The 12,071-nt window shown below is 34.7% G+C and carries 14 protein-coding genes; 9 read left to right on the forward strand and 5 right to left on the reverse strand.

Going from position 1 to position 12,071, the window contains the following annotated elements:
- Positions 1 to 177: 177 nt before the first annotated feature.
- Both ribH and FA045_RS15125 read right to left on the reverse strand, forming a co-directional pair.
- On the reverse strand, positions 178 to 672 hold the full coding sequence (gene ribH, locus FA045_RS15120; protein ID WP_136877918.1) for a 6,7-dimethyl-8-ribityllumazine synthase: 495 nt from the start codon (positions 670 to 672) through the stop codon (positions 178 to 180).
- A 115-nt stretch (positions 673 to 787) separates the two neighbouring features.
- Positions 788 to 1,456 carry a tetratricopeptide repeat protein gene (locus FA045_RS15125; protein WP_136877919.1) on the reverse strand — a complete coding sequence of 223 codons (669 nt, stop codon included), beginning with the start codon at positions 1,454 to 1,456 and terminating at the stop codon, positions 788 to 790.
- A gap of 217 nt (positions 1,457 to 1,673) precedes the next feature.
- On the opposite strand from FA045_RS15125, the gene recF reads away from it, so the two are divergent.
- Complete coding sequence (gene recF / locus FA045_RS15130; protein WP_136877920.1) at positions 1,674 to 2,777, forward strand: DNA replication/repair protein RecF; 1,104 nt, start codon at positions 1,674 to 1,676, stop codon at positions 2,775 to 2,777.
- Positions 2,770 to 3,060 (forward strand): DUF721 domain-containing protein, encoded by a 291-nt coding sequence (locus tag FA045_RS15135; protein ID WP_136877921.1) that lies wholly within the window; start codon positions 2,770 to 2,772, stop codon positions 3,058 to 3,060. Before recF ends, FA045_RS15135 begins: the two co-directional genes overlap by 8 nt.
- 56 nt (positions 3,061 to 3,116) lie before the next feature.
- Here FA045_RS15135 and FA045_RS18905 read toward each other — a convergent pair whose 3' ends face one another.
- From FA045_RS18905 to FA045_RS15145, 3 genes are all read right to left on the reverse strand, one after another.
- On the reverse strand, positions 3,117 to 3,290 hold the full coding sequence (locus FA045_RS18905; protein WP_169305068.1) for a hypothetical protein: 174 nt from the start codon (positions 3,288 to 3,290) through the stop codon (positions 3,117 to 3,119).
- 111 nt (positions 3,291 to 3,401) lie between these two features.
- Positions 3,402 to 4,175, reverse strand: coding sequence for an FKBP-type peptidyl-prolyl cis-trans isomerase (locus tag FA045_RS15140; protein ID WP_136877922.1), 774 nt, complete (start codon positions 4,173 to 4,175; stop codon positions 3,402 to 3,404).
- 86 nt (positions 4,176 to 4,261) lie between these two features.
- Positions 4,262 to 4,681: a nucleoside-diphosphate kinase gene (locus FA045_RS15145; protein WP_136877923.1), complete on the reverse strand. Its 420-nt coding sequence runs from the start codon at positions 4,679 to 4,681 to the stop codon at positions 4,262 to 4,264.
- Positions 4,682 to 4,795: 114 nt separating this feature from the next.
- Between FA045_RS15145 and FA045_RS15150 the strand changes: the two genes are divergently transcribed.
- From FA045_RS15150 to FA045_RS15180, 7 genes are all read left to right on the forward strand, one after another.
- A complete protein-coding gene (locus tag FA045_RS15150; protein ID WP_136877924.1) occupies positions 4,796 to 5,806 on the forward strand; it encodes a DHH family phosphoesterase in 1,011 nt (336 codons plus the stop codon).
- Between the two features lie 43 nt (positions 5,807 to 5,849).
- Entirely contained in the window at positions 5,850 to 6,830 is a 981-nt protein-coding gene (locus FA045_RS15155; protein ID WP_136877925.1) for an FKBP-type peptidyl-prolyl cis-trans isomerase, read from the forward strand.
- 96 nt (positions 6,831 to 6,926) lie between these two features.
- Positions 6,927 to 7,694, forward strand: coding sequence for a TatD family hydrolase (locus FA045_RS15160; protein WP_136877926.1), 768 nt, complete (start codon positions 6,927 to 6,929; stop codon positions 7,692 to 7,694).
- 106 nt (positions 7,695 to 7,800) lie between these two features.
- Positions 7,801 to 8,178: a GxxExxY protein gene (locus FA045_RS15165; RefSeq protein WP_136877927.1), complete on the forward strand. Its 378-nt coding sequence runs from the start codon at positions 7,801 to 7,803 to the stop codon at positions 8,176 to 8,178.
- A 115-nt stretch (positions 8,179 to 8,293) separates the two neighbouring features.
- Complete coding sequence (locus FA045_RS15170; protein ID WP_136877928.1) at positions 8,294 to 9,310, forward strand: asparaginase; 1,017 nt, start codon at positions 8,294 to 8,296, stop codon at positions 9,308 to 9,310.
- A 188-nt stretch (positions 9,311 to 9,498) separates the two neighbouring features.
- Entirely contained in the window at positions 9,499 to 10,914 is a 1,416-nt protein-coding gene (locus tag FA045_RS15175; RefSeq protein ID WP_136877929.1) for an MBL fold metallo-hydrolase, read from the forward strand.
- Positions 10,915 to 11,012: 98 nt separating this feature from the next.
- A complete protein-coding gene (locus FA045_RS15180) occupies positions 11,013 to 11,993 on the forward strand; it encodes a YpdA family putative bacillithiol disulfide reductase (protein WP_225871359.1) in 981 nt (326 codons plus the stop codon).
- Positions 11,994 to 12,071: the final 78 nt, after the last annotated feature.

The raw sequence follows: 12,071 nt of genomic DNA on the forward strand, positions 1-12,071 counted from the left end.
TTATCTCCTTCTTTTTCCCTCTGGGTAAGAGCTATAAGCAGGGCAAAGGCGAGATGAGCATGATTCTAGTACTGCGATAGCGCAGAAAACAAATAACAATAGAATAGCTACTTTTTTCATCGATTTTGAGTTGGTTTATAGCTCTAAATTACAAATTTTATTGAATAACAAGCAAGCTTATGAAATTGTTGCAGAAAAATCTGCCATTTTTAAGGCAGTTATAGCTGCTTCATCTCCTTTATTGCCGTGTTTGCCTCCAGCTCTGTCTAACGCTTGTTGCTCATCGTTGGTGGTTAAAACGCCAAAAATTACTGGTTTGCTATATTTAATGCCAACATTGGTAATGCCATTAGCTACCGCTTCGCAAATAAAATCGAAATGTTTAGTATCTCCTTGGATTACGCAACCCAAACAAATCACCGCATCAACGTTTGTTTTTTTGTGTAAAATAATTTCTGCGGCTCCTGGCAATTCAAAACTTCCTGGTACCGGAAAAGAGCTAATATTTTCTTCCTTTACACCATGTTGAATTAAAGTATCATAAGCGCCTTGGTAAAGTGCTCCGGTTATATTTGCATTCCATTCTGCCACAGCTATTGCAAATTTATAATTCTCGCCATTCGGGATAGTTGTATGCGAAAAATCGGATAGGTTTTTAAGATGTGAAGCCATTCTACAAAAGTAAACTATATGTTGTAAAGTTGAGTTGTTGGAAAGTTGAAATGTTAATTTGGCGCAAAAAAAAGACTCTGCGATAACAGAGTCTTTAAATCCGCAATGCGGAAAATTATTTTACCTGAGCTTGTGCTCTTGCAATATACTCATCAATCATTGCAGCTTCTTGGCTTTCAGGATATTGAGTTTTGATTTTTGTATAAGCTTCTTCTGCAGATTTAAAATCTTTTTGAGTTTCGTAAACCAAACCTAATTTTTTAAGAAACATTGGCGAAGTAAATTTATTGCTCGCTTTATCTGCTGCTTTTTTATAGTAAGTTGCTGCTTGGTTAAAGTCTTTCAGTTCGCTGTAAGCATCACCTAATAAACCTAAAGCCAAAGGATCAGCTACCGGACTGCCAGTTGCCGAATATTTTCCTAAAGCTTCTGTAGCTTTTTTGTATTCTCCTTTGCGTAAATAAATACCGCCTAAGTAAAGGTTTGCTAGGTTAGCAGATTTTGTATTTTCATACTCATCAGCAATTTTTTCTAATCCAGGGTAGTTTGCTTCGCCATTAATTGCTTTGTTGGCTAAAGAATCTACACCTACATATTGCTCTGCTTTAAACATTGCAGCCGCAGCCTCATTTGCACGATTTGGAAGATAAGAGTAAAAATAATAAACCGCAATAGCTGCTAATGCAAGTATCGCAACGCCTATAAATAATAAGCTTTTGCCATTTTCTTCTAAAAAACCACCTTTTCTAACTGGTTGCGTTACTGTTTTATCTGTTGTAGACATTTATTTAATCTATTTGTTTAATTATTTTCAATTGTTAGGTTAAACTTTAATAGGCTCGGTTTAAAAATTGAGAATGCAAAAATACGTTTTTCATTCAAAGTATCAACTCTTTTTTAAGTATTTAATCAGCAGGGCGTTTCGGCTACAGCAATAGATGTTTTATGTAGCCGAAAACCATTCGCCAAACCCATATATTCTGTATATTTGAAATTCAATTATGTGGTTAAAAAACATCACCCTTTTAAACTTTAAAAACTATTCATCTGCCGAACTTCGCTTTGCTAAAACTGTGAATGCTTTTGTGGGCAATAATGGCGCTGGTAAAACCAATTTGCTAGATGCTATACATTATTTATGTTTATGTAAAAGCTATTTTAATCCGATAGATAGTCAGCAAATAAAAGCTGATGAAGACCTTTTTTTAATACAGGGTGATTTTGATCGACAAGAAAAAAACGAGAAAATAACCTGTGGCTTAAAACGTAACCAGAAAAAGCAATTTAAGCGAAACAAGAAAGAATACGATAAACTGGCTCATCATATAGGTCTTTTCCCTTTGGTAATGATCTCCCCTTATGATGTAAACTTGATAATGGATGGGAGTGAGGAACGCCGAAAATTTATTGATAACGTAATTTCACAAACCGATTCTAATTATTTAGATGAACTTATTATTTATAACAAACATTTACTCAATAGAAATTCGCTGTTAAAGCAGGTGGCAGTAACAAGAAAACTTGATGTTACGCTATTGCAAATATTGGATGAGCAATTGATTGTTTCTGGAAATAAGATTTTCGAAAAGCGTAAACAGTTTTTGTTGGATTTTATTCCATTATTTAATCAGCATTATAGTTTTATTACTGAGGATGCAGAGCAGGTGTCTTTAAACTATCAATCGCAGTTAAACGAACAAAAGTTTGAGGATTTATTGAATCAATCTATTGAAAAAGATAGAATTTTAGAACGTACTACCACAGGTATTCACAAAGATGAATTGCTTTTTGCCATTGGCGATATGCCGTTAAAAAAGTTTGGATCACAAGGGCAACAAAAATCTTTTTTGATTGCGTTGAAGTTAGCGCAATATAGTTACCTGCAAAAGTTTAGAGCGTTTAAACCGTTATTGTTATTAGATGATATTTTTGATAAATTAGATGATCATCGCGTTCGTAAATTAATGGAAATGGTTTCTCATCATGATTTTGGGCAAATTTTTATTACAGATACTGGAAGAGAAAGGGTACTTTCTGTTTTTAAAGAAATAAACGTGGAAGTAACTTTGTTTGAGGTAGAAAATGGAATGATTAAACATGCGTAAACCGAATGATGTTACACTAAAAGAAGCAATAACAAAAATGCTGTCTGTTTATCGTTTGCGTGGCAAATATGATGAAACCGGTGTTGTTGTGCATTGGCCAGAATTAATGGGTACAGCTGTTGCCAACCGTACAACTCAAATTTATGTAAGTAATAGCAAGTTGTTTGTCAGGATAGAATCTTCAGTTATAAAAAACGAGCTTTTAATGGTAAGAACCGGTATCATCGACAAATTGAATGAGCGAGCAGGTGCTAAAGTAATTACCGAAATTGTCTTTTTGTAATTAAGAAATAGTTTAAGTTTTTGATGTTGGCTGTTACACCAACATCAGCCACAAATTTATCCTTTACCACCAAATACTTTTGAGATTAACCAAATAACTAAGGCTAATACAAGTACCACTACAATTGCACCAGCCCAAACGCCAGCTTCAAAAATTCCGGTTATTAAATCACAGCTAGTTAATGTAGTACAAAATAAGGCGATTGCCGCCAATGGGATATATTTTTTCATAATATTTCTGTTTAATTTTAAAATAAACAGCCTAAATCACGAATAGTTTGAAATAAAAAAAAAGTCCATTCAGCATTGAACGGACTCACATTAGATAATAATTATCCAGCTTTAATTCACTTTAATCAATTCAACTTCAAAAATCAAGGTGCTATAAGGTGGTATATCTTGCATTTGTCTTGAGCCGTATGCTAAACTGTAAGGAACAAAAAAGCGATATTTAGATCCTTCGTTCATTAGTTGTAAACCTTCTGTCCAGCCGCTAATCACTTGGCTTAAACCAAAAGAAGTTGGCTCGCTTCTTTTATAAGAACTGTCAAACTCAAAACCACTCAATAAGGTTCCTTTATAATGTACAGTTACATTAGCTGCAGCTGATGCTGGTTTTGCTCCAGTACCTTGCTTTAAAATTTCATACTGTAAGCCACTTGCAGTAGTTTTTATGCCTGGTTTAACTTTGTTAGCGGCCAAAAAATCTTTTCCAATTTTAATACTTGGTTCAAATTTTTTCATTTCTTCCGCTTCGCGTACTTTGCTAAAACTAGCAAACAAACTATTTACTGCTTGTTGGCATTGTGCTTCGGTTAACAACGGATTTGCTTTCGCAAAAACATCCTTTAAACCTTTGTTAAATAACTCGTAGTTTAAAGTGTTCATTCCGCCAGATTTAAAACTACTGGCTACATTTATGCCTAAAGCATAACTTGCAGAATCGAGATTGCTATTAAATAATTTAGCTTTAACAGCAGGCTTTGTAGCTGGTTTAGCAACAGATTTAGTAGTAGTAATCGGTTTTTTAACAGTTGTAGTTTTTTTTGCGGGAGTTTGCGCAGTGGCATTAATTGCAAATAATGTAACTACAGCTGCAGTAATAACTTTTTTCATCTTAAAATTTAAAGTCGAAATATAAATAAAAAAATAAGCACCTTAAATAAATGAGGTGCTTATCAATAATTTTATTACAGGTTTACTTAAAAACGCTCATCAGCTTTAAAGAAGAAATCTCCTTCAATTTGAGCATTCTCATCAGAATCAGACCCGTGAACAGCATTTGCATCGATAGATTTTGCGTATTTCTGGCGGATTGTACCTTCAGCAGCCTCAGCCGGGTTGGTAGCACCAATTAAGTTTCTGAAATCTTCAATCGCGTTATCTTTTTCTAAGATAGCGGCAACGATTGGTCCAGAAGACATAAAGCTCACTAAATCACCATAAAACGGGCGAGATTTATGTACTTCATAAAACTTTCCAGCAGTTTCTTCTGTTAGTTTGGTGTATTTTAAAGCAATGATTTTAAAACCTGCGTTTGTAATGTCATTTATAATTGCGCCAATGTGCCCGTTTGCTACAGCATCAGGCTTAATCATGGTAAATGTTCTATTTGTACTCATTTGTATTTAATTGAATTTTTTGCAAAAATACAATACTTTAACTTAATATTAAAGCTAATCCAATAAAAGCTATCTATTATACCTAAAATTATTAGCTTTGCAGGCGAAAAAATTATGATATCACTTTCAGAATTAAAAACTTTACTGGCAACACCTCAAAAAATTGTCATTACAACTCACCATAAACCAGATGGCGATGCGATGGGTTCTTCTTTGGGTTTGTACGCTTTTTTAATACAAAAAGGGCATCATGTTACAGTTATTACCCCAACAGATTACCCAGATTTTTTACATTGGTTACCCAATAATAGCAATGTTGTTATTTATACCGAGGCGGTAGAGAAATCTATCCAACTTGTTAGTGAAGCGAGTTTAATTTTCTGCTGTGATTTTAATACCTTAAGTAGAATTAATGATTTAGGTGAGCACATTCGCAATGCGGAAGGTTTAAAAGTGATGATTGACCATCACTTAGATCCAGAAGATTTTGATGATTATCGCCATTGGAATATCAATGCCTGTGCTGCTGCTCAGTTAGTTTACGATTTTATTGTAAATGAATTGGGTGAAGCCGAGTTGATCAATAAAGATGTTGCCTCATGTTTGTATACGGGTATCATGACAGATTCTGGTTCATTCCGTTTCCCATCTGCAACATCAAATGTATATCGCATTGCGGCAGATTTGATTGATTTAGGTGCCGAACATTGGAGAATTCACCAGTTGGTGTACGATAATGCTTCGGAAAATCGTTTACGTTTCTTAGGCCATTGTTTATCTAATAAGTTAGAAATACTAAGAGATGTAAATGTAGCAATCATCAATGTAAATGCAGAAGAGTTAAAACAGTACGATATAGCTACAGGTGATACCGAAGGAATAGTAAATTATGCATTGTCGATTAATGGAATTAAATTGGCTGCTTTTATTATAGAAAGAACTGATAAAGTTAAATTATCTTTGCGCTCAACAGGAGATTTTCCCGCTAATGAAATATGTAAAAAGTATTTTAATGGAGGTGGGCATAGAAACGCTGCAGGCGGTGTGTCTGAAAAGAATTTACCCGACACTATCGCAGAATTTAAATCAATTTTACCAGAGTATAAAACACAATTATTACAATAAAAATTAAAAGAGAGATAACTCTCAATCAACCAAAAAATAGAAAATGAAAAAAAGTTTAGTAATTCTTTTAGCAGCTACCTTAGGTTTAGCAGCTTGTAATCAAGAGAAAAAAGGTGCTGGGGGTTTATTATATACCATCCACAAATCTGAAAACAAAGAGAAAATTAAAGAAGGTGATATCATTAAAATGAACCTTATCGTTAAAAATGATAAAGACTCTGTTTTCTTTAGTTCTTATGATAATGAAATGCCACAAGTATTTATGGCACAGAAAAAAATGTATGCTGGCGACCAAAATGATGCTTTGGCATTGTTAGGTGAAGGCGATAGCGCTACTTTTAAAATTAATTTAGATACGCTTGAGAAATACACTAAGCAACCAAAAGGCGAGCAATTTAAAAATGATAAATTTCAAACTTTTGTAGTTAAAATAGAAAAAGTATTCAAAAAGAATGCTGGCGAAGTAGATTCAGCTTTCCAAAAAAGAGCTAATGATTTTTTCCAAGCTGATTTTAAAGCAACAATGGATAAAGTTAAAAATAGTGAAGATGCTAAGCTTAAAAAATATATCGATGATAAAGATTTAAAAACTAAAGTATCAGCTAGTGGTTTGCATTACATCATTACAACTCCAGGTTCTGCAGAAAGACCAGCTTTAGGCGATACGGTTGAAATTAACTATACTGGTAGCTTAACTAAAAAAGGTCAAGATGGAAAGTATAAAGTATTTGATACCAGTGATGCTAAAGTTTCAAAAGAAAGCGGTTTAGATAAAATGCAAATGGGCAGAACTTACGGTCCAACTAAAATGGTTTACGGACAAACCGTACCTGGTTTTACAGAAGCTATTTCATTAGTTGGCGTAGGTGGTAAAGCTACCGTTGTTATGCCTTCTAAATTAGGTTATGGCGAACAAGGTAATCCTCAAGCAGGTATTGGTCCATTTGCTCCAATAGCATTTGATATCGAGATTGTTAAAATTATTAAAGGAACAACTCCTCCACCAGCACCAGTGCAACCATAAAATATTATAATTCATAGAAACCCTGTTTGGCAACAAGCAGGGTTTTTTTGTGCAATAAGATTTACCAAATAAAAGCAAATTAAAATACCTTTGTAAATGTTGTTAACAGATACCCATACGCACCTATATTACGAAACTGACCAAGAAAAGCAAGATTTATTAATGCAGCGTTGTTTCGCTCTTGATGTAAAACGACTTTTTTTGCCAAATGTAGATGTAAAGTCTATTGCTATGATTGATCAGTTGGTGCTAAAATATCCTGAAAACTGTTTTGCAATGGCTGGTTTGCATCCATGTGATGTGAAAGAGGGTTACGAAGAACAATTATCAATCATTTACAACAGCATAGCTGATAGAAATATTTTTGCCATAGGCGAAATTGGGATTGATTTATATTGGGATAAAACAACTTTAACTATTCAGCAAGATGCTTTTAAAAAACAAATAGCTTGGGCAAAAGAGTTAAACTTGCCAATTGTAATTCACTGTCGTGAAGCTTTTGATGAAGTTTTTGAGGTTTTGGATTCAGAAAAGGATGAAAAGTTAAGAGGTATATTCCATTGCTTTACTGGAGATTTAGAACAAGCAAAAAGAGCAATTGATTTAAATTTCTATTTGGGAATTGGTGGTGTGGTAACTTATAAAAAAGCTGGTTTGGATTTGGTGTTAGCCGATATACCTTTGAACAAGATTGTTTTAGAAACTGATTCTCCTTATTTAGCACCCGTTCCTTATCGGGGTAAACCTAATGAAAGTAGTTACCTTATCCATATTGCACAAAAAGTGGCGGAGATTTATGGTTTAAGTTTAGAAGAAGTTGCTGAAGTAACAACAGAGAATTCTAGGAAGGTTTTTGGGGTTTAATAAACAGAACACTGAGTTTGCACAGAGAGAAAGAGTTACAATTATTAACTAATAGTTAATTAAGTATTTGTTTTTCAAATTGTTAAGTATAATTGTACATTGCATAATGTCGGAAGATTTTTTAACAAAAGGAATTATCGGCGTTGCAATTGAAGTTCATACAACATTAGGGCCCGGTCTTCTTGAAAATGCCTATAAAGAATGCCTCTATTATAAACTGTGTAAAGAAGGTTTTCATGTTGAGAAAGAAAAGATTATGCCACTTGTATTTGAAGAGGTCAAGTTAGATTGTGGCTACAGGATTGATTTGTTAGTTGAAGATAGAATTGTCATCGAATTAAAAAGTGTTGTAGCTTTAAATGATGTTCATCTTGCTCAAACTTTGACTTACATGAAACTGGGTAATTATAAACATGGATTATTAATGAATTTTAATGTTTTTAGATTAAAAGAAGGAATTAGACGAATAGTGAATGGTTACTGATTTCTCCATTTCTCTGTGTTTTCTCTTCTTCTCGGTGCTAAAATGCATCATAGAATGATATTGAATTACTCTTCTTCACTCTTTCTCTGTGTTAAAAAACTTATCTTTGTAACGTATGACAAAAATTCTAATCATCTATACCGGCGGTACAATCGGGATGGTAAATGACGCCAAAACTGGTACACTTATCCCTTTTGATTTTGAACAAATTCAAGAAAACGTACCCGAATTAGCTCGATTAGATTATCAATTATCCGTTCATTCTTTTGATCCTATTTTAGATTCTTCTAACATGAATCCAGAAATCTGGGCAGCATTAGCAGAGCTGATTAAAGAAAAATATGATGAATTTGATGGTTTTGTAATTTTACATGGTTCAGACACCATGTCGTTTACCGCTGCTGCATTAAGTTTTATGCTGCAAAATTTATCAAAAACAGTAGTTTTAACAGGTTCTCAATTGCCAATAGGCGAGATCAGAACAGATGCCAAAGAGAATCTAATTACAGCCTTAGAGATTGCTGCTACCAAGAAAGACGGAAAAGCCATGGTGCCCGAAGTTTGTGTGTATTTCGATTATCAACTCTTCAGAGGTAATCGTTCCATTAAAAACAACTCTGAAAAGTTTGAAGCATTCTCATCGCCAAATTATCCCATTTTAGCCGAAGCTGGAGTTAATCTAGATTTTTTTCCAAACTATATTCTACCAAATCCAACTCAGCCATTTCAAATCCATACACAGTTTAAATCCAATATTGGCGTGTTAAAAATATATCCTGGTATTACAGAAAACGCGGTAAAAGCAATTACCGAATCTGCTGTAAGCGCTATAGTTTTAGAAGCATTTGGTTCTGGAAATACTACTACGGCAGAATGGTTCATCAATTGTTTACAAGCTGCAATAACGCAAGGTAAAATCATTGTAGATATTTCACAGTGTAAAGGTGGCTCTGTACAATTAGGTATGTATGAAACCAGTAGAAAATTACAGCAAATGGGCGTTTTAAGTGGTTATGATATGACTTTCGAGGCTACAGTAACTAAATTGATGTTTTTGATGGGCTTAGGTATTTCAAACGAAGAAATATGCAGACAAATGGAAATTTCTATTGCCGGAGAGTTAACAAATTAGGTTCTTGGTTCAATTGTTCATTAGTTCTCACATCTCACATCTCAAACCTCAATCTCACATCTCAATAAAGTAAAATTGCTGCAATTATGACTACAATCATTCTGCTATAAAAATTTATAATCTTATTTTTGGAACTTTGATTAGTCGTTTGCCTCATATCGCAAATCTCAATACTCAAATATACAGAAATGAAAATAGAACAAATATATACAGGTTGCCTTGCCGAAGCCGCATATTACATAGAAAGTAATGGCGAAGCCGCAATTATAGATCCGCTTAGAGAAGTTGGTCCATATTTAAAAAAAGCCGAGCAAAGCAGGGCGAAAATCAAATATATCTTCGAAACTCATTTTCATGCCGATTTTGTATCTGGTCACGTAGATTTAGCCGAAAAATCTGGTGCTACTATTGTTTATGGTCCAACTGCTCAAACTACATTTAAATCGCATATTGCAAAAGATGGAGAGGAGTTTAAAATTGGTAATCTTACCATAAAAACCCTACATACACCTGGGCACACATTAGAATCAACTACCTATTTATTACTCGATGAAAATAATAAACCACATTGCATTTTTAGTGGCGATACCCTTTTTATTGGAGATGTAGGTCGACCAGATTTAGCCCAAAAAGGCGAATTAACAATGAACGATTTGGCAGGAATACTTTATGATTCATTGCACAGTAAAATCATGATTTTGCCAGATGATGTGATTGTTTATCCTGGTCATGGTGCAGGTTCGGCCTGTGGTAAAAGCATGAGTAAAGAAACCTTCGATACTTTAGGGCATCAAAAAGAAGTGAATTATGCGCTAAAAGCTACATCAAAAGAGCAATTTATAGCAGAAGTTACCGATGGCATTTTGCCGCCGCCACAATATTTCGCCAAAAATGCAGCATTAAATAAGGGCGGTTACACCAATATGGATGATGTTTACAAGCAAGGTTTACAAGCGCTTTCGCCTCAAGCCTTTGAAGATATTGTAAACCAAACCGGTGCTTTAGTTTTAGATACCAGAGATCCGCAAGAATTTGCAAAGGCATTCGTGCCAAACTCAATTAATATTGGCTTAAACGGACAGTTTGCCCCATGGGTTGGTGCGCTTATTACCGATTTAAAGCAAGAGATTTTACTGGTAACCAACGAAGGAAAGGCTGAAGAAACCATTACGCGTTTGGCTCGTGTAGGTTACGATAATACAATTGGTTATTTAGCTGGCGGAATAGAGGCTTGGCAAAATGCAGGTAAAGAAATCGATAATATCACTTCTATAACAGCAAGTGAATTTGAGCAAGCAGTAATTGATCAGCCAACAATCAATGCCTTAGATGTTCGCAAACCTGGAGAATACGAAGCTGAGCATTTAGAAAACACGCTAACCCGTCCATTAGATTACATTAACGATTGGACACCTGAGTTAAATCCTCAAGAAACCTATTACATCCATTGTGCTGGCGGTTACCGCTCAATGATTGCCGCTTCGATACTAAAAGCTCGTGGCGTAGCAAATGTAATTGATATTGCAGGTGGTTATGGCGCAATTAAAGAAACAAATTTAAAACGTACCGATTTCGCTTGTCCGAGCAAGGCAATGAAGGTATAATTAATAGTAAATGTCACACTGAGCTTGTCGAAGTGCTTTCAATAAATATTTAATCATTTCGTCCTTCGACAAGCTCAGGATGACAAAGTTTTAATAAATTGGCAAAAATCATCCCCTCAAATTCGCAATATGATGTATTAATTATTGGTGCTGGTCCAATTGGTTTGGCCTGTGCCATCGAAGCACAAAATGTTGGATTAAGTTATTTAATTGTAGAGAAAGGTCCTTTGGTAAACAGTTTGTACCACTACCCGGTATTTATGACTTTTTTTTCTACCTCACAAAAACTAGAAATTGGCGGTGTTCCTTTTGTGAGCATTAGTAATAAACCTAACAGAAACGAAGCCTTAGAATATTATCGCCGAGTGGCAGAAAAATTTCAATTGAATATCAATTTATTTGAAGAGGTTAGGCAGGTTACACAGTTAGCAGCGAATAATTTCGAAATTGAAACTGATAAAACAACTTATCATGCAAAAAATGTAATTATTGCAACTGGTTTTTATGATGTGCCAGTAATGATGAATGTATTAGGCGAAAAGCTGCCAAAAGTGAGACATTATTACCAAGATCCGCATTTGTATGCTTTTAGTAAAGTGCTGGTTATCGGGGCAAATAATTCGGCAATTGATGTGGCTTTAGAAACTTATAGAAAAGGTGCCGATGTTACTTTGGTTATTCGTGGTAGCGAAATTGGCTCTTACGTTAAATATTGGGTGAGGCCAGATATAGAGAACAGAATAAAAGAAGGCGAGATCAAAGCTTATTTCAATAGCGAAGTGATTTCAATTGCCGAAGATACTGTTCAAATTAAAACCCCTGAAGGAGAATTAGCCATCGAAAACGATTTCGTCTTAGCAATGACGGGTTATCAACCTAATTTCGCTCTGCTTAAAAAGTTGAGAGTAGAGTTAGATGAAAATCACTCGCCAAAACATAATCCCGAAACCATGGAAACCAATAAAAAAGGTTTGTACTTAGCTGGGGTTGTTTGTGGTGGCATGGATACACACAAATGGTTTATCGAAAACTCAAGGGTGCATGCAGAACAGATTGTGAAACATATTGTGGAGAGTTAAATTCTTTACTTTGTCAATCATTTGCAGATTAAAAAAGTTTAATACCTATCCAATGTAAAGCTTCGGGATTGCAAATCC

This window comes from Pedobacter cryotolerans (assembly GCF_005116475.1).
GTDB classification, from domain to species: Bacteria; Bacteroidota; Bacteroidia; order Sphingobacteriales; family Sphingobacteriaceae; genus Pedobacter; species Pedobacter cryotolerans.

Excerpts from the sequence above, each read along its gene's own strand:
- ribH (WP_136877918.1), bottom strand. The coding sequence starts at position 672 with ATGGCTTCACATCTTAAAAACCTATCCGATTTTTCGCATACAACTATC.
- FA045_RS15125 (WP_136877919.1), bottom strand. The coding sequence starts at position 1,456 with ATGTCTACAACAGATAAAACAGTAACGCAACCAGTTAGAAAAGGTGGT.
- recF (WP_136877920.1), top strand. The coding sequence starts at position 1,674 with ATGTGGTTAAAAAACATCACCCTTTTAAACTTTAAAAACTATTCATCT.
- FA045_RS15135 (WP_136877921.1), top strand. The coding sequence starts at position 2,770 with ATGCGTAAACCGAATGATGTTACACTAAAAGAAGCAATAACAAAAATG.
- FA045_RS18905 (WP_169305068.1), bottom strand. The coding sequence starts at position 3,290 with ATGAAAAAATATATCCCATTGGCGGCAATCGCCTTATTTTGTACTACA.
- FA045_RS15140 (WP_136877922.1), bottom strand. The coding sequence starts at position 4,175 with ATGAAAAAAGTTATTACTGCAGCTGTAGTTACATTATTTGCAATTAAT.
- FA045_RS15145 (WP_136877923.1), bottom strand. The coding sequence starts at position 4,681 with ATGAGTACAAATAGAACATTTACCATGATTAAGCCTGATGCTGTAGCA.
- FA045_RS15150 (WP_136877924.1), top strand. The coding sequence starts at position 4,796 with ATGATATCACTTTCAGAATTAAAAACTTTACTGGCAACACCTCAAAAA.
- FA045_RS15155 (WP_136877925.1), top strand. The coding sequence starts at position 5,850 with ATGAAAAAAAGTTTAGTAATTCTTTTAGCAGCTACCTTAGGTTTAGCA.
- FA045_RS15160 (WP_136877926.1), top strand. The coding sequence starts at position 6,927 with ATGTTGTTAACAGATACCCATACGCACCTATATTACGAAACTGACCAA.
- FA045_RS15165 (WP_136877927.1), top strand. The coding sequence starts at position 7,801 with ATGTCGGAAGATTTTTTAACAAAAGGAATTATCGGCGTTGCAATTGAA.
- FA045_RS15170 (WP_136877928.1), top strand. The coding sequence starts at position 8,294 with ATGACAAAAATTCTAATCATCTATACCGGCGGTACAATCGGGATGGTA.
- FA045_RS15175 (WP_136877929.1), top strand. The coding sequence starts at position 9,499 with ATGAAAATAGAACAAATATATACAGGTTGCCTTGCCGAAGCCGCATAT.